The sequence below is a fragment of the Sorangium sp. So ce726 genome (assembly GCF_051521405.1).
Classification (GTDB): Bacteria; Myxococcota_A; Polyangia; order Polyangiales; family Polyangiaceae; genus Sorangium.
In genome coordinates, this window is the sequence record NZ_CP150349.1 from 821,339 (window position 1) to 838,294 (window position 16,956).

At 74.9% G+C, this 16,956-nt stretch carries 9 protein-coding genes; 5 read left to right on the plus strand and 4 right to left on the minus strand.

The window, feature by feature from the left end; translation table 11 throughout:
• Nucleotides 1–242: 242 nt before the first annotated feature.
• The 5 genes from WME79_RS03040 (at nucleotide 243) to WME79_RS03060 (ending at nucleotide 13,122) form a co-directional block, all read left to right on the plus strand.
• Nucleotides 243–848, plus strand: a complete 606-nt coding sequence (locus WME79_RS03040) for a peptidyl-prolyl cis-trans isomerase (protein ID WP_437531613.1) — start codon at nucleotides 243–245, stop codon at nucleotides 846–848.
• A gap of 56 nt (nucleotides 849–904) precedes the next feature.
• Nucleotides 905–1,201 (plus strand): polyhydroxyalkanoic acid system family protein, encoded by a 297-nt coding sequence (locus WME79_RS03045; protein ID WP_272097713.1) that lies wholly within the window; start codon nucleotides 905–907, stop codon nucleotides 1,199–1,201.
• Nucleotides 1,202–1,654: 453 nt separating this feature from the next.
• A complete protein-coding gene (locus tag WME79_RS03050) occupies nucleotides 1,655–6,427 on the plus strand; it encodes a hypothetical protein (protein WP_437531616.1) in 4,773 nt (1,590 codons plus the stop codon).
• Entirely contained in the window at nucleotides 6,424–12,435 is a 6,012-nt protein-coding gene (locus WME79_RS03055) for a hypothetical protein (RefSeq protein ID WP_437531619.1), read from the plus strand. The genes WME79_RS03050 and WME79_RS03055 overlap by 4 nt, the downstream gene beginning before the upstream one ends.
• 270 nt (nucleotides 12,436–12,705) lie before the next feature.
• Nucleotides 12,706–13,122, plus strand: coding sequence for a YkgJ family cysteine cluster protein (locus WME79_RS03060; RefSeq protein WP_437531622.1), 417 nt, complete (start codon nucleotides 12,706–12,708; stop codon nucleotides 13,120–13,122).
• Nucleotides 13,123–13,146: 24 nt separating this feature from the next.
• Here WME79_RS03060 and WME79_RS03065 read toward each other — a convergent pair whose 3' ends face one another.
• From WME79_RS03065 to WME79_RS03080, 4 genes are all read right to left on the minus strand, one after another.
• A complete protein-coding gene (locus tag WME79_RS03065) occupies nucleotides 13,147–14,805 on the minus strand; it encodes a phytoene desaturase family protein (RefSeq protein ID WP_437531625.1) in 1,659 nt (552 codons plus the stop codon).
• Nucleotides 14,806–14,893: 88 nt separating this feature from the next.
• A complete protein-coding gene (locus WME79_RS03070) occupies nucleotides 14,894–15,361 on the minus strand; it encodes a hypothetical protein (protein ID WP_437531627.1) in 468 nt (155 codons plus the stop codon).
• A gap of 26 nt (nucleotides 15,362–15,387) precedes the next feature.
• A complete protein-coding gene (locus tag WME79_RS03075; protein ID WP_437531630.1) occupies nucleotides 15,388–16,341 on the minus strand; it encodes an MlaE family ABC transporter permease in 954 nt (317 codons plus the stop codon).
• The gene (locus tag WME79_RS03080) at nucleotides 16,331–16,897 is read right to left on the minus strand and encodes a hypothetical protein (RefSeq protein WP_437531633.1); all 567 of its coding nucleotides are present in this window, start codon (nucleotides 16,895–16,897) and stop codon (nucleotides 16,331–16,333) included. Before WME79_RS03080 ends, WME79_RS03075 begins: the two co-directional genes overlap by 11 nt.
• Nucleotides 16,898–16,956 lie beyond the last annotated feature (59 nt).

Sequence of the window (16,956 nt, forward strand, 5' to 3'; positions counted from 1 at the left end):
TTACTAGCAGGGGTTGTGGTCCTTGGATCGCCTCTTCTGCCGGGCGCCCTCAAATCGGCGACTTCCTCGGGCACATCGCGTGCTTGGTCCGGAAGCCGGGCGCAGACGCGGGGCGGCCTGGGACGGAGGGACGCGGGGCGGGCGGGGACGGCAAGGCCACGGCGACACCGTTCGGCGGGCGGCGCGCGTCGCCATCGCGGCCTCGCCAAGCGTCCTCCACTTGTGCTAACGCGCTGCCGCTCATGCAGCGCTCGACGGCGGTCATCTACACGCTCTTCTTCACGGGCGCGCTGGCGTTCGTCATCACGCACGGCGGCTCGAAGGGGCGCGGCGCGGCCAGCGCGCCCGCCGACGCAGGCGCCGACGCCGCCAACGCCGACGCCGCTGCCCCGCCTGCGACGGCCGCGGCGGGCGACGCCGACGCGGGGAGCGACGCCGGCGCAGAGGGCATCGTCCAGGAGAGCGGCCCCGAGCCAGCGGGGCGATCCGACGCGGGCGTCACGCTCCTCTCGGGAGCGGCGCCGCCCTCGCTGCCGGCCGAGGCGCCGAAGAAGGTGCGCTTCGGCGTCGTGCTCATCCAGTACCGCGGCGCGCAGGGCGCGGCGCCGACCGCGCGCTCCAAGGACGCCGCGCTGGCGCTCGCCAGGGAGCTCGCCGAGGTGGCCAAGACGGACTTCAAGGCCGCCATCGAGAAGGGCGACAAGGGGTCGACCGACGACCTCGGCTACATCCCGCGCGGCGTGCTCGAACCCGCGCCGGAGTACGAGCTGTTCAGCCTCCCCAAGGGGGGCGTGAGCGGCCCGGTCGATACGCCGCGCGGCTTTTGGATCGCGCGTCGGATCGAGTAAGTAGAGCGTACCGCGCGCGGCGCGTCGCCGTGGACGCGAACGAGTGGAGATACGGTATGGCGACGATCGACATCCGTCGGCAGCACGCGCTCACCAAGGACGAGGCCAGGAAGCGCGCGGAAGAGCTTGCGCGGGGCATGGAAGACAAGCTCGGCATCCAGTGGCGATGGGATGGCGACGTCATCCGGTTCGAGGCGCCGGGCGGCGCCGCGAAGGGAACGAAGGGCCTCGTGCGCGTCGAGGCGTCCGCGGTCCATGTGGAGATCGATCTCCCGTTCCTGCTGAAGGCGATGAAGGGCATGGTCGAGTCGAAGGTCAACGACAAGCTCGACGCCGTGCTGGGCAGGGCCTAGCCCGGCAGCCGGGCCAGGCGCGCCCCGGCGGCGCGATCGACCGAGCCGCCCCGCAGCGCGCGGCGCCCCGGTCGACGCGCGCTCCCTCCTCCTCCTCCTCAGCCCCGCAACCCCGCCCTCTCCTCGCGAGCGAGCGACCTCCGCGCGTCGCGCCGCGCGGCGCCGCGCGCGAGCGCGCCCACCGTTCTTCGTTTTCCGGTGGTTCCGGCGGCGCACGCGTCGACCGGCGCGCCCCGCGGATCTCCTCGCCGGGCGCGGGCGCGCGCACATTCGTGTCAGCCGCTCGACCGACCGCGCGCGCGGCCAGGGGCCAGGCCACTCGACGCACCTCGGCGCTGTTCGAGCCCGCTCCCTGCCCGGCGCGCTTTACTCCGTCAGGTTCGGTTCGCTACTCTCCGCCATCGTCATGCTTTGCGCACAGATGAGACCCCGTTCGGAGGCGTCGCGAGCGAGATGACGGTTCAGGCACCCGAGGGGCAGGCCGAGAGCATGACGGCCTTGATCGCGCGGCTCCGCGCGGAGCAAGGCGAGCAACCGGAGCGGCAGCTCCAGGCGCTCTTGCTGCACGAGCTCGGCGCGCTCGAGGAGGCGCTCGGCGAGGAGCCCACGGCGGCGCGCGACTACCTCGCCGCGTTCAACGCGGATCCCCAGTTCCGCGAGCCGCTCGAGGCGCTTGTCCGCATCCTCACGCGGCGCAAGTCCATCAAGAACCTCGGCAAGCTGCTCGACGCGCTCACGCGCGCCGCGGCCACGCCCGAGGAGCGGGCGCGCTCGTTCTGGGAGCGCGCGGCGTACCTCCAGGACCACGAGCAGAACCTCGCGGCGGCCAAGGAGGCGCTCGAAGAGGCGGCGCTCAGCAACCCGGAGGACGCGACCCCGTGGCTCGAGCTCGAGCTCATCGCGGCCAAGGAAGGGGACCTCGCCGGCCGGATGCGCGCGCTCGAGGCCCGCGCGGAGCTCGCGACAGACGCGACGTGGAAGGGGCTGCTCTTCATCGAGCTCGCCGACCTCGCGGCGGCGACCGAGAACGTGGAGCGCGCCTACGAGCTGCTCGACGCGGCCGCCGCGCTGGAGGGGCGGGCGCGCTTCAGGTCGCAGCTCGCGCTCGAGGTCATCGCCCGGCGCGAGGAGGACCTCGGCGCGCTCGCGCGCGCCCTCGAGGGGCAGGCGGAGCTCATCGCCGACGCGCTCGACGACGAGGCGAGCGGCGACGCCAACGGCGTCCCGCGGACCCTGCGCAAGCCGGAGCACGCGGCCGACGCGTGGCTCCGCGCCGCCGAGCTGACGCAGCGGGCCGGGACGGGCGGCTTCGCGTCGCTCCTCGAGCGGGCCGCGGAGCGCTTGCCCCAGTCGACGCTGCTCGGCCGGGCGCGCATCGCCGCGCTCGAGTCCGCCGGCGAGGCCGAGGCCGCCGCCAGCCTGGCCAAGCAGGAGATCGCGCGCGGCGCGAGCGGGCCCGGCGCCGCGGCCCTGTGGCTCCGCGTCGCCGAGGCGGCGGCGCTCGCGAGCGATCGCGAGGCCGCGCTCGCGGCGCTCCGGAGCGCGCTCGCGGCCGACCCGCAGTGCATCCCGGCCCGCGCGCTGGAGATCGATCTCCTCGGAGATGGTCAGGATCCATCCGCGTTCGCGGCCTCGCTCGAGGCGACGGCGGCCTCGTACACGAGCGACGACGCGAGGGGGCGCGCGCTGCTCCTCGCGGCCTACGTCTGGGCGGTGCGGACGGATGACGTCGGCGCGGCGAAGGCGGCCCTGTCGCAGGCCGGCATGGCTGGCGTCCACCCGGGCGTGCTCGCGCGCTTCGGCCGGTCGTTCGCGGCGCTCCGCGGCGACGCGGCCTGGTACGAGGAGTCGACGAAGCGGCTGCTCTCGACGGGCGTCGACCCGGCCGAGAAGGCGAGCCTGTGGTTCGAGATCGGCCGGAGCCGCCTCCTCCGGGGGGACGCGAACGGCGCCGAGGGCGCGTTCGCCGAGCTCGCCAACGCCGGCGCCGACGACGGCGCCACGCCGAACGCGTGGCTCGGGCGGGCGCTCGGCGCCTTCGCGGTCGATCTCGTTCGCAGCCGGCGCGAGCGCGGCGACGAGCCCGGCGCCGCCGGCCCGCGGCGCTCGCCGACGGTCATCGAGGCGCTCGCCGAGGTCGAGGGCGAGGAGACCGCGCGCGGGCTGTGGCTCGTCGCCGCCCTGCGCAGCGCGCGCGGCGGCGATCTGGATCGCGCCCGGAGCCGGCTCCGCGCGCTCTTCGAGCGATCCGCGGACGACGAGGTCATCGCGGTGTTCCTGGCCGAGCTCCACCGGCGCGCCGGGAGCCCCACCGCCGCGGCCGCGACGCTCTCGGCCTGCGCCGCGGCGATCGACGACGCCGATCTCTCGGCGGCGCTGCACATCGAGGCGGCGATCCTGCTCTGGCGCGCCGGCGAGCGCGGGCGCGCCGTCGAGGAGCTCGAGGCGGCGCGCGGCAAGGCGCCGCGCGCCGGCGCGACGGCGCTCACCTGGGCCCTTCGCGGCCACGAGGCGAGCGATCTGGAGAGCCGGCGCCGCGCCCTCGAGGTCGCCGGCGAGGCGGGCGAGGACCCGGCGGCGCTCGCGCTGTCGCGGTTCGGCCTCGAGGTCGGCGCGGCCGAGGGCGGCGACGCCGACGAGGCGCTCGCGACGCTCGAGGCGCTGGAGTCGCAGGCGAGCGACGACCTCGCCCTGGCCGCCGCGCTCGGGCGGCTCCTCTGGCAGCCGGCCCTCGAGCAGCGGAGCGCCGTCGAGCGCGCGCTCGACTACATCGAGGAGCGCGGCGACGGCGCCGCGACGATCGCGCACGCCGAGCGCTTCCGCCTCGCGCGGACCCTGGACCAGGATCGCGCGCGCACCGCGGCGCGCGCGGCGGCGTGGGCCGCGGCCGACCCGAGCCCGCACGCCGAGCTCGAGTGGCTCGGCGCCGCGCTCGGCGCCGAGGACCGCGAGGCGGAGGTCGCCGCGCGGAGCGCGCTCGCGCAGCACATGGAGGGCGAGGCCCGCGCCGCGATGGAGGCCTCGGCCGCGATCGTCGGCGCGCTCGATCAGCCGAACCTGCCGCGGCCGTTCCTGACGGGCGAGCACGCGCCCGCGCAGCTCGCCAACCTCGAGCTCGCGCTCCCCGGCTGCGATCCGCGGCGCCGCGCCGCGGCGCTGCACGGGCTCGGCGACGCGCTCGGCGAGGAGGCGCAGCTCACCGCGCTCGGCCTCGCGGGCTGGTCGGACTTCGCGGCCGGGGATCACGAGCGCGCGCTCGACGCGTTCCGCGCGGTCGTCGAGCGGCGGCCCGACGACGTCGCCGCCTGGGAGGGCGTCCGCGCGACGTCCGAGGCGCTGCGCGACCCCGTGTCGACGGCGCTCGCCTCGGCGCAGCTCGGGGCGCTCTGCAGGGACGACGCGCGCGGCGCGGGGTTCTGGGAGAGCGCTGGGCTCCTGCTCCTCCAGCACACGGAGGCCCACGAGGACGCGGAGATCGCCTTCGATCGCGCGTTCGCGCGCGACCCGCGGCGCGGCGTCGCCTTCGACCGGCTGTTCCGCCGGGTCCGCGCGCGCAACGAGGACGATCGGCTGCTCGACATCATCGAGAAGCGGCTCGGCGTGGCGGACAACGACCTCGAGCTCTGCAAGCTGTTCTGGGAGCGCGCGCGCGTGCTCCGCAAGAAGGGCAGGCTCGACGACGCGCTTGCCGCGCTCGAGAACGTGACGCTGCTCGAGCCGGACCACATCGGCGCGCTGGCGCTCTCGGCCGACATCTCGAAGGCGCAGGGCGACCTCGGCCAGGCGGCCGCCTTCTACGCCGAGCTCTCGCGCGTCGCGAAGGCGCCGGGGGAGCAGCGCCTCATGTCGGGGATCACCGCGGTCGACGCCTACGAGAAGCTCGGCGAGCACGACAGGGCGCTCGAGGTGCTGATCGGCCTGCACCGGGCCGGGCTGTCGACGCTCGTCGTCCGCGAGCGCCTCGTCCGGGTCGCCGCCCGCGTCGGCTCCTGGGACGAGGCGACGCGCCTGCTCGAGGAGCTCATGGTCGAGCGCGACACCCCCGGGGGGCGGATCGAGGCGGCGCGCCTCGCGATGGCCATCTACCGGGATCAGCTCCGCGCGCCGCGCCGCGCCGAGCGGGCCGTCGCGAAGCTCCTCGAAGAGGCGCCGGACGACGGCGAGGCGATCGATCTCGTCCTCACCACGGACTACGAGCCCGCGTTCCGCACCCGCGTGCTCGGCCGCGCCAAGGCGACGCTGATCCAGGCGCTCGCGGTCGAGCCGCTCGACGCGGACCGGGTCGCGCTCCTCGCGAAGATCGCCGGCGCAGGGCAGGACGCGGCGCTCCGGCAGGCCACGCTCGGCGCGCTCGTCTCGCTCGTCCGCATCGACGACGGCATCTCCGCGGAGCTCAGGAAGATCGACACCCGCGTCCCGGCGCGGCCGCAGATCGCCCTCGACGCCAAGGCCATGGCCGACATCGCCGATCCGCTCGACACCGGGCCGGTCGGGGAGCTGTTCGCGAAGATGGCCGAGACCATCTGCATGGCGCTCGGCCCCTCGCTCGTGTCGCTCGGCGTCGGCAAGAAGGACCGCATCGACTCGCGCGGCGGCCACCCGCTGCGCGTGGCGGTCGCCGAGTGGATGGGCGCGCTCAGCTTCGAGACAGACTTCGAGCTCTACGTCGGCGGCCCGAGCCCTCGCGGCGCGACCGGCGTCTACGGCCAGCTGCCGGCGCTCGTGCTCGGCCCCGAGATCACGACGCCGCTCGACGCCGCCTCGCGCTCGGCGATCGCGCGCGAGGCGTTCGCGCTGCGCCGGGGCATCTCGTCGCTCAGGACGCGGGACGACAGCACCGTCGCCTCGCTCGTCGCGGCCGCGTGCATCGAGGCGGGCTTCACGGTCCCGCAGCCGCCCTACGCCGTCTTCGGCGAGGTCTCGCGCGCCATCCACAAGGAGATGTCGCGCGCGACCCGCAAGGCCATCGCCGACGTCTGCCAGCGCATCGTCTCGAGCCAGCAGGACCCGCTCCGCTGGGCGCAGGCAGCGCGCAGGAGCATCGACCGCATGGCCGTCATCGCCGCCGGCGACGTCTCGCTGGTCCTCTCCGACATCCTCAATACCCCGCGCGAGCAGCTCGGCGGTGTCGTCGCCGAGAGCGAGCGGGCGCGCCAGCTGGTCGCGTTCGTCCTCTCGCAGAGCTACCTCGAGCTCCGGAAGAAGCTCGGCATGGGGGTCCGGTGAGCAAGAATCCGCAATCCAAGAGCTCCTCTGGCGGCGGCGGCGACGAGGGCGCGCCGTCGCAGGAGAAGATCACGGTCCCCCCGCCGGCGATGTACGGCGCGGCGGTCTCGGAGGAGGGCGACGTCGAGGAGGCCACGCTCCTCGCGAAGATCCCCGAAGAGCTCATCCAGTCGATCCGCGGCGCCGAGGAGGGCGAGCGCGCCGGCGTAGGCGGCCTGAAGCAGCTGTTCTCTCGCGAGCCCGTGCCCGCGCCCGCGAGGCCCGCGCAGAGCGCCGGAGAGAGCGACGCGCTGCTCGACATGCTGTTCGAGGACCAGCGCGCCGAGGACGCCGACGACGGGGTCGTGACCTCGGCGCCGGCGTTGCACGGGACGCGCCGGCCCCCGGCGCCCATCCCGCCGCCGCGCCCCCCGTCGCTTCCCCGCCCCGCAGCCCCGCCCCGCACGGGCAGCAGGCCGGGCGACGTGAAGGCGTCGCTCGGCGCCGAGCTCACGCCCGGCGATCGGACGCCGAAGATCCCGCCGCCGGCCCCGTCCGCGAGGTTCACGGCGCCGCGCCCGCAGCACGCCGCCCCGCCGCCGCCGCCGTCCGTGCGCCGGGAGCCTGTGTTCGAGGAGGACACCGCCGAGCCGGGCGACCGCGCGACGCCCATCCCCGACGGCGGCGACTCCCCGTTCGAGTTCGCGCCGCCCAGCGGCGCCAGCAGCGGCCGATTCGCGGAGGCGCCCGCCTTCGACGACGAGGAGACGCACGGCATCGAGGACGAGGAGACGAACGCCCTCGACGAGCCTGGGCCCAGGACCCGGCCGTACGCCGGCCAGCCGTCCGCCTCCACCAGCCGCTGGGATCAGCCCGCCGCCGACAGCGATCCCGGCGAGCTCGTGGACGAGTCCAGCCTGATCAGCGGGCCGGCCGAGCCGACCGATGAAGAGCTCGAGGACGATCTCGCGCAGACGCGCGTCGCGACCCGGAGACCCGACAGCGGCGTCGCGTTCGCGCCGCCGCGCCCGTCGTCGTCGTCGCGCGCGCCGTCGTCGTCGCCGCCGCGCCCGTCATCATCGCCGCGCGCGTCGTCGTCGTCGCCGCCGCGCCCGTTTGCGCCGTCCCACGTCCGGCCGTCGGCGTCGTTCGTGCCGTCGGCGTCGTTCGTGCCGTCGCCGCCGCGCGCGCCGTCGTCGTCGCCGCCGCGCCCGTCGTCGTCAGCCCGCGTCCCGTCGGCGCCTCCTGCGGGCCCGTCGTCGTCGCCTCCTTCCCGCGCGCCCGAGAGCCTCCCGCCGCTGGCGTCGATCCCGCCGCCCGCCTCGGTGTTCGACGGCGAGCAGGACGCGAGCGCGATCCTCGTCCAGTCGCAGCAGCGCGACGTGTGGGCGGCGCGCGCCGCGTGGCTCCGCTCCGAGGCCGAGCTCATCGAGGACCCCGCGGCCCGGGCGCGCGCGCTGCTTCCCGTCGCCGAGCTCTACGTGATGGCCGGGGAGGACGCCACCGCCCGCGCCATCGCCGCCGAGGCGCGCGATCTCGCCCCGAGCCTGATCTTCGCGCACCGCCAGCTCCGCGGCCTCCTGATGCGCGAGGGGGATCTGCCCGCCGCGCTCGAGGCGCTGGAGAGCGAGACCCGCGTCCTCGGCACGCCGGCCGCGCGCTGCCACAACCTCGTCCTCGGCGCAGAGCTCTCCCGCATCCCGCTCGCGGATCCAGAGGGCGCCCACAAACGCTTCGAGCTCGCGGCGCGGACGCACCCTGCCGATCCGCGCGCGCACGTCCAGCGCTTCTGCGAGGCGCTCGCCGCGCCGGACTCGGACGCGGCCGCCTCCGCCGTGCTCGCGAAGTTCCGCCTCCCCGAGGCGCCCGAGCTCGCGCCGCTCGCCGCGGCGAGCACTCAGGTCGCAGCGCACCGCGGCGCCCCGCGGCCGGCGCGCGGCCGTGCCGCCCCCGCCACGCCGTACGAGGCGCTGCTCCGCGCCCGCGCCCTGCTCGGCGCCGGCGACCTCGCCGAGGGCCTCGCGACCCTCGAGCCCCTGCGCGGCACCTCGCTCGCGCCTGCCGTCGCGTGGCTCACCGCCGCGCTGAGCGCCGCGCGCAAGGAGACCCGCCCGGCGTCGCTCGGCGCGCTCCGCAGCGTCGCCTCCGGCTCGCACGGCGGCCAGGCGCGCCGCGCCCTCGCGGCGCAGGCGATCGAGCTCGGCGACGCCGCCGCCGTGCGCGACGCGACGATCGACGACAGCGGCGCCTTCTCGCCGGCCGATCGCATCGTCCTCTCGGCGCTCGCCGGCGGCTCCGCGGGCGAGATCGACCCGTGGCTCGACGCCCTCGCCGACGATCCCGAGTTCGCGCCGCTCTGCGCCGCGGCGAGCGCCGCCCTGAGCGACGCCGGCGGCGACGGCGCGGTGGCCTCCGTGGATGGCGCGCCCGCGTCGAGGGGCGTGCGCCCCCTCGGCGGCCCGAGCGCCCGCGCCGCCGCGGCCCTCGGCCGCGCGCTCTCGCGCGAGGCCGTCCCCGCCGAGGGCGGCGTCGACGCGAGCGACGCCTTCTCCCGCGCGGTCGTCACCTACGGCGACACCGCGCCGGAGAGCCCGCTCTTCCGGGCCCTCGCGCTCGAGCTCGATCTCGACGGCGATCGCGGCGCCCGCGTCGCCAGGGCCGTGGCGTCGCTGCGCGAGGTCGCGTCCGAGCGCGACTGCGCGCTCGCCGCCGCCGTCCTCGCGGAGATCGCGGGCGATCAGCGCGCGGCGATGAGCGATCTCGATCGCGCCCGCGCCGCGGACCCGCAGCACGAGGGCGCCGCGCGCGCCCGCGCCGCGCAGGAGAGCGGCGTCGGCGCGGCCCGCATCCTCGCGGAGCACGCGCTCACGCTCGACGAGGGGCCGCGGGCCGCGGTGCTCGTCACCGAGGCCGCGATCCGCCTGCTCGACGGCGGCGACAACGAGGAGGGCGAGCGCCTGCTCTCGCGCGCCGCCCAGATCGATCCGAAGCTCCCCGTCGCGCTCCACCTCGGCGAGCGAAGCGCGCGCGCCCGGGTGGACCGCGACGGCCTCCTCGAGTGGCTCAGGACCCGCCGCGAGGGCGCGGCCGATCCCCTCGAGCGGGCCCACGATCTCGTCCGCGAGGCGCTCCTCGTCGCCGAGGCCGACCCCGCGGCCGCCGCGTCGCTCCTCGAGACGGCGCACCGCTCGCGCCCCCAGGACATCGGCCTGCGCGAGCTCTTCGAGCGGCTCGCGCCGGAGCCGCCCGCCGACCGCGCCTCCTGGCGCGCCGAGCGCGCCGCCGAGCTCCTGCGCGCCCTCGACGCGGGCGGCGATGGCGACGCCGGCCGCTCGGGCGACGACCGCGCCGCCGCGGGCATCGAGGCCGCTCGCCTCGCGCTCGAGGCCGCCCTCGACTACGAGCGCGCCGGCGATCTCGCGCAGGCCGCCGCGTGCGCCCGCCAGGCGATCTCCGCCGGGGACAACGCGCTCGCGCCGATCGCCCTCTACCGCGCGGCCGTCGCGGGCCACGGCGCTGGAGAGCTCGTCGACGCCCTGATCCCGCGCGCCCGCGAGGCGGCGGACGCCGCGGAGCGCCTCGACATCTACGAGCGCCTCGCGGAGCTCGACGAGCAAGGGCGCAAGGACGCCGGCAGCGCCCTGCTCTGGCGCCGCTCCATCCTGGAGGAGACGCCGCACCACCTGCCGACGCTCCGCCGGGTCGCCTCCTACCTGATCGGCGAAGGCCGCGACGAGGAGCTCGAGCCGATCGCCCTCGAGATCGCCCGTGTCCTCGACGGCCCGGAGGCGATCGCCCACGCGCTCCTGTCAGCGCGGCTGCGCCTGCGCCTGCTCCCGTGGGAGGAGGCGCTCGAGCCGGTCCAGATCGCGTACAGGAACGAGCCCCGCGGCATCTGGGCGCTGCGCCAGATGGCCGCCCAGGCCCGCGCGAAGGCGGATCACGCCCTCGCGATCGAGGCGGATCGCCAGCTCATCGAGCGCACCGATCGCCCGTCCGAGGCCGCGGCCCTCTCGGTGCGCGCCGCCAGGGACGCCCTGCTGGCCGGCTCGATCGAGGACGCCGTCGCCTTCTTCCGGCACGCGATCACGCTCGTCCCGCACTACCTCGTCGCGCACCTCGATCTCGCCGACGCGCTCGATCGCGGCGGTGACCCGGCGGCCGCCGCCGCGGCGCTCGAGTCCGCCGCGGGCGCGAGCGTCGGCCCCGAGGGGCGCGCGCACTCGCTCTACGCCGCGGCCGTGCTCTGGCAGGACAAGGTCCAGAACGTCGCGCGGGCGCGCGACGTCCTCGAGGCGGTCGCCACGGTCGATCCGTCGTACGCCGACGTCTTCTCGCGGCTCAGGGCCATCTACATCGCCGAGGGGGCGCGCGCCGAGCTCGCCGCGCTCCTCGAGCGCCGCCTCGAGGCGGTGACGGATCCCGCGGAGCGGGTCGAGATGGAGGTCCTGCGCGGCCGGGCGCTCGCCGACGTCGGCGACGCGGCGGCCGCGAAGCGCGCGCTCGCCGCCGCGCTCGACGCGAACCCCGATCACGTCGAGGCCCTGTCCGCGTTCGCCGACGTCTGCGCCGGCGAGGGCGACTGGGCCGGCGCCGAGCAGGCATGGATCCGCCTCGCGCGCCTCGTGCCCGAGCCCGCGAAGCAGGTCGCGATCTACCTCCGCCTCGGCGAGCTCTACGACGAGCACCTCCCGAACGCGGAGCGCGCCGAGCTCGCGTACCAGGAGATCCTGAAGCGCGCGCCGGGCGACGTGAGCGCGCGCGAGCGCCTCGTCTCGCTCTACAAGCGCGCCGGCGACGGCGCCCGCGCGCTCGAGCAGCAGAACCTCCTCATCAACGCCGCGGAGGCGCCCGAGCAGAAGTGCCGCCGCACCGCGGAGCTCGCCGAGATCTACGAGGCGATGGGGGACGCCAAGAAGGCCGAGGCCACGCTGCTCACCGCCCGCAAGACGTGGCCGAAGGACGACTTCGCGCTCGGCGCGCTGGCCCGCTACTACCAGCGCACCGAGCAGGCCTCCGCGGCGACCACCCTGCTCGATCGCGCCCTCGCCGACGCGCGCCGCGCGCTCAACACCGGCCGCTTCGAGCCCTACCTCTTCTCGACGGTCGCGACGGTCGCGGAGCTCCGCGGCCGCGCCGGCGCCGCGAGGATCGCGCGCGCGACGGTCGACGCGCTCGACGGCCGCGACGCCGCGATGGGCGGCGCGGGCAACGCCGCCGGTCCGGCCCGCCTCGACGCGCACCTCGCGCCGGAGCTCATGACCCCCGCGTTCCGGGAGCTCTTGCTCAAGACGGGCCCGCTGCTCGACGCCGCGGTGCCGTTCGATCTCGACTCGATCCGCGCGACGCCGCTGCCGCCCCAGCACGCCGAGATCACCGATCTGGCGCGCGGCATCGGCGCCGCGTACGGCCTCCCCGGCCTGCAGGTCTACATGACGGGCGCGCTCGGCGCCGTCTGCGTGCCGGCGTCCACGAGCCCGCCCAAGATCGTCCTTGGCCAGGCGCTCGTCACCTCGCCGCGCGAGGACGTCCGGCTCGCCCTCATCCACCGCGCCGTCAAGATCCTCCAGACCAACGCCTCGGCCTTCTCGCGGACGGCGCCGATCGATCTCTGGCCGCTGCTCGCGGCTTACCTGAAGGCGTTCGCCCCGACGTGGTCGCCGCAGGGCGCGGACGCCGGGCGCCTGCGCGAGTACCAGAGCCGCATCGAGCGGGTGATGGCGAGCGGCGTGGATCCGAAGATCAGCGTGCTCGCCGCCGACGTCATCGGCTCGATCGGCAACCGCGCCTCGACGTTGAACACCGCGATCAACGGCTGGGGGAACCGGGCCGCGTTCCTCGCCGTGGGCGACATCAACGTCGTCCTCACGGGCATCGCCTGGTCCGGCGGCAACACGAACGCGCCGCCCGCCGCGGGCAAGGACCGCGTCACCTGGATCGGGCGCAACGCGGAGGCGCGCGACCTCATCGTCTTCGCCGTGAGCGACGGCCTGACCGAGGCGCGGGAGCAGCTCGGTTTCAACGAGTGAAGGCGGGCGGGCGCTCGTGCGCTCGCACGCTCGTCTTTACCCGCCACCCGCGCCTCATCGCGTCATCGTCACGCCGTCATCGCGCATCGCGCTCCCATCGCGTTCTCATCGCGTTCTCATCGCACGATTGCACCGTGGCGCTATGTTGAGCGCGCGTCGTGGCGAGCACTTCGCCGTCGCGGAGGCTTGCTCGGCCGCGTATGCTCCGCTGCCCGTCAGCGAGCGCTCGGCCTCTCCGCTCCGGCATCGGCTGCACGTCCCTCACGATCCATGACGACGACCCTCAAGGCCAAGCCCCGCGTCTCTTACGATTGCTCGAAGTGCCCGGCCTACTGCTGCTCCATCTACGAGCGGGTCGAGGTCACTCCGCGCGACCTGCGGCGGCTCGCCCGCCATTTCGACCTCACGCTCGAGGCCGCCGAGGAGCGCTTCACGAAGCGCTACAACGACGAGCGCATCCTCCGGCGGCAGTCGGATCCGGTGCTCGGTAGGGTCTGCCGCTTCCTCGATCTCACGACCCGCGGCTGCACCATCTACGAGGCCCGGCCCGAGGTCTGCCGCGATTACCCGGGCAGGCCGCGGTGCGGCTATTACGACGTGCTCCAGTTCGAGCGGGAGACGCAGGACGATCCCGACGTGATGCCGCTCGTGCAGATCACGTTCCGGTCCAAGACGCCGGCCGGTTAGCGCTCGATAGGGCGGCTGCGCGGCTCACGTCCCCTCGTGGACCTCGTCGCCCGTATCTGCCTGCGCCGCCGCGCTCGCCTTCCTCTGCTCGTGCAGCCACTCCTCCGGCCGATCGGCGGGGTAGATCCGCAGCGAGCCGTCGGCCGGCCCGAGCAGATCCTCTGTGCGCGCCGCGCCCGTGATCCGCTGCGCGGCCATGAGGCCCGACATCGCGGCGCCTGCCACCCCGTGGCTCAGCGTGCTGGCGCCGCACTGGTACAGCCCCGGGATCCTCGTCCTGATGGAGAACGACAGCGGGCCGAGCTGCCACCTCGTCTTGGCGGTGCCGTAGGCGGCGCCGCGGTGCGTAGCGCAGTAGAAGTCGTTGGTCAGCGGCGTCGCCACCGAGCGGAACACGAGCGCGCGCGAGATGCCTGGGATGACGTTCTCCGCCGCCGCGATCATCTGATCTCCGATCGACTCCTTGAACGCCTCGTAGTCCGCCCCTCGCTCGCCCGTGCGGGTCTTCTCCCAGCGCGTGAAGGGGCCGTGGGGCACGAACGTGAACATCTCGATCGTGTGGTGGTTGCCCCGGGTCGGGTGGCCCGGATCCTTCAGCGTCGTGATGGTCAGGAACAGCCCGTCCACCGCGCCGCCCGGCAGCTGGTGCGCCATGCGCTCGTAGAGGCGCCCCACGTCTCGCCCGCGGTACCACCAGTAGTTGCCTGAGTCGTAACCCATCGACCGGAGGTCCATGTCCACCGCGCAGAACACGCTGAGCAGGCTCACGGAGTACTCCATCCGCTGGACCTTGCGGCGCTCGCGGGCGGTCAGCTCGGGCGGCAGCAGCTCTCCATAGGTGATCGCCGGGTCCGCGTTCGAGATGACGCTCGCCGCGCGCAGGACGTCTCCCCCTTCCAGCTCGACGCCGGCCGCTCTCCCTCGCTCGACGAGGATGCGCTTCACCCGCGCGCGCGTCCGCACCTGCCCGCCGAGCCGGCGAAGGGCCCTGATCATCGCGAGCGGGATGCGCTTCGCGCCCCCGCGCGGGTAGTACCCGCCGTCGAGGTAATGGCAGACGATGCCCGCGTGGACCGGCAGCGCCACGCGCGACGGCGAGAGGCCGTGATCGCCCCCCTGCGCCGACAGGAACGCGCGCAGCAGGGGATCGCGGATCGTCGCGTCCAGCAGATCCTCCTGGGTGCGGAGGCCCCAGCGCACGAGGCTCGGCACCTTGAACGGCGCGAGCAGCACCCTCGGGAACTCGAGCATCGCCTCGAGCCGCCCGAGCTCGTCGTTGACCCCGCAAAGGACGCGGAAGTACCGCGCTATCCCCGCGGCCTCGTGCGGGAACCGCGCCGTGAGCCGGGCGATGAGCCGATCGAGGCCCTTGGGCACGTCGAGCCGCTCGTCGCCGATGATCAGGTGATCGAGCCCGTCCGGGTTGAGCTCGCAGAACTCGAGATCTCCCGAGAGCCCGAGCCCCTCGTAGAGCCGCCGCACGGCGCCCCCCGGGCCGAGCCCGCCGATGTAATGGACTCCCGGGCTGAACAGGTACCCGTTCAACGAGAAGCTGTGGGTCCACCCGCCGGGGAGGTAGTGCTGCTCGACGACGAGCACCTTCTGTCCCGCGCGCGCCAGGGCGAGCGCCGCAGTGAGCCCGCCGGCGCCCGATCCGATCACGACGGTATCCGCGTGCCGCATGACGCTACCCCCCCGGACTACGATGCTCCCGGGACGGGGTCGGCTGCGCGCTTGTGCCCTCGAGCGCCCCGCCTCTTGCCCGCCTCTCTTACCCGCCGTCTCGCTTGCCGCCGTCGAGCGGCGCGCCGGCGTCGGGCGGCGCCCTGTCCGCCTTCTCCATGGTCATGAGCGGCAGCGGGCAGACGACGGGCACGGCGCGCGCGGGAGTCTGCGCCGACTCGCGGAGGCATGTCTTGCCGGTCAGGCGGAGGCGCTCGCCCACCTCGAGGTCGGGCGGGCACACGACCGCCTGGGACGCGGAGACGAGATCCCCGTCGATCCAGAAGATCTCGCACCCGTCGTCCGTCCGGCGGAGGTGGTAGTGCCGCGTCGGCCGCCGCGGCGTCGGTGCGCCCTCCGGGAGCGCGGCGCCGCCGTCGCTCACCTCCGCGACCCCGCCTTCCCTCCCGGCCTCTCCCTGGCACGCGGCAACCCCGAACAGCATCCCGGCCAGCAGCACCGGCAGGAGCCCGGCGAGCAACCCGGCCAGCGTTTGTTGCGACGTCGGCGGCGGCATCTGGGCGCCTCCCGGACCGCCCCTGCTCACCGGGTCGGGAAGAGCAGGATGGACATCTTGGTCAGGAAGAAGTCGGCGATCAGGATGGCGATCGACGTCACCACGACCGTGCGCGTGGTCGCGTGGCCGACGCCCTCCGTTCCGCCCCGCGTGATCAGCCCGAAGTGGCACCCGACGAGCGCGATGATCGCCCCGAAGAAGGGCGTCTTGTACATCCCGCTGAAGTAATCCATGAACGTGACGGAGCCGAGCGCCGTCCTCAGGAAGAAGCCGGCGGGGATGCCGAACTCGGTCGCGCAGACCAGCATCGCGCCGCTGAAGCCCAGCACGAGCGCGAACGCGCCGAGCACGGGCATCACCACGACGCTCGCGAGCAGCCGCGGCAAGACGAGCTTCTTCAGCGGGCTGGCGCCGAGGGCGCGGATCGCGTCGATCTGCTCGGTGACGGCCATCGACCCGACCTCGGCCGCGATGCCGGCGCCGATGCGACCGCCGACGATCACCGCCGTCAGCGTCGGCGCCAGCTCGCGCGAGAACGACAGGCCGATGATGCGGCCCGTGTACTCCATGCCGCCGAACTTCTGCAGGCCGATGGCGAACTGCACCGCCATGACCATCCCGACGAACAGCGCCGTCACCGACGCGATGGCGGCCGAGCGGACGCCGAGCGCCTCCATCTGATAGAGGGTCGAGCGGATCTCGAGCGGCCGCTCGAAGATCGACTTGATCGCCCCCCACGTCATCCGCCCGAACTGCCCGAGGTGCTCGACGAACGCGACAGCGTTCTCGTTGAACCGGGCGAGGAGCGGGGGGAGCGGCGGAGGGGGCAGGCTGTTCGGCGCCTGGCTCTGCGGGGGCACGCTGGTCGGCTGCAGGCTCTGCGGGGGCACGCTGGTCGAGCCCCCGCCGGAGGAGGCGGCCGGCGGGCCGTTCGAGGCGGTCGGCGGCGCCGCCACGAGCCGTTTGCGATCAGTCGTCATCGGTCGCGGTCGGCAGGGTCGAGAAGCCGCGGACCATCCGTGTGAACGGCGGCTCGCTGGCGGCGTAGCGGGCGGGATCGGCGATGAGGAGCATGTCGTACACGCAGCCGTTCTTCTTGAGCACCCAGATGTCGAAGACATTCGGCACCCCGTCGAGCTTCGCCGACACGACGGTGTGCATCGCCTCGCGCCCGTCGAAGGGCACCACCTCCTGCTTCAGCACCTCGCGCTCGGTGAAGTGCAGGAAGAGGTGGTTGGTCAGCGAGATGAGCGGGACGTCCTCCTCGTTCCGGCAGCGCCCGTTGAGGGCGATGGTCGCCCCGTTCGCGTCGTCGCGGTACGCCACCGCGGCGTCCGACACCTCGAGCCGCCTCCAGCTCGCCGGCGCCGGGGGCACGCGGAACGCCACGTCCGTGCCGCGGTAGACCGTTCCGTCGAACGACGACCCTCCGCAGCCGGCGAGCGCGATCGCGACGGCGAGGAGCCAGGCTCGGGGGTCCGCTGCCTCGGCCGCAGAACCGGCGGCGGTGAGGCGCCTTCGAAGGGGTCGTCGCATCGCAGCGGGCCGACGCTATCACGCTTTTGCATCCTGGGCGAACCGCGAGCAGCCCGGCC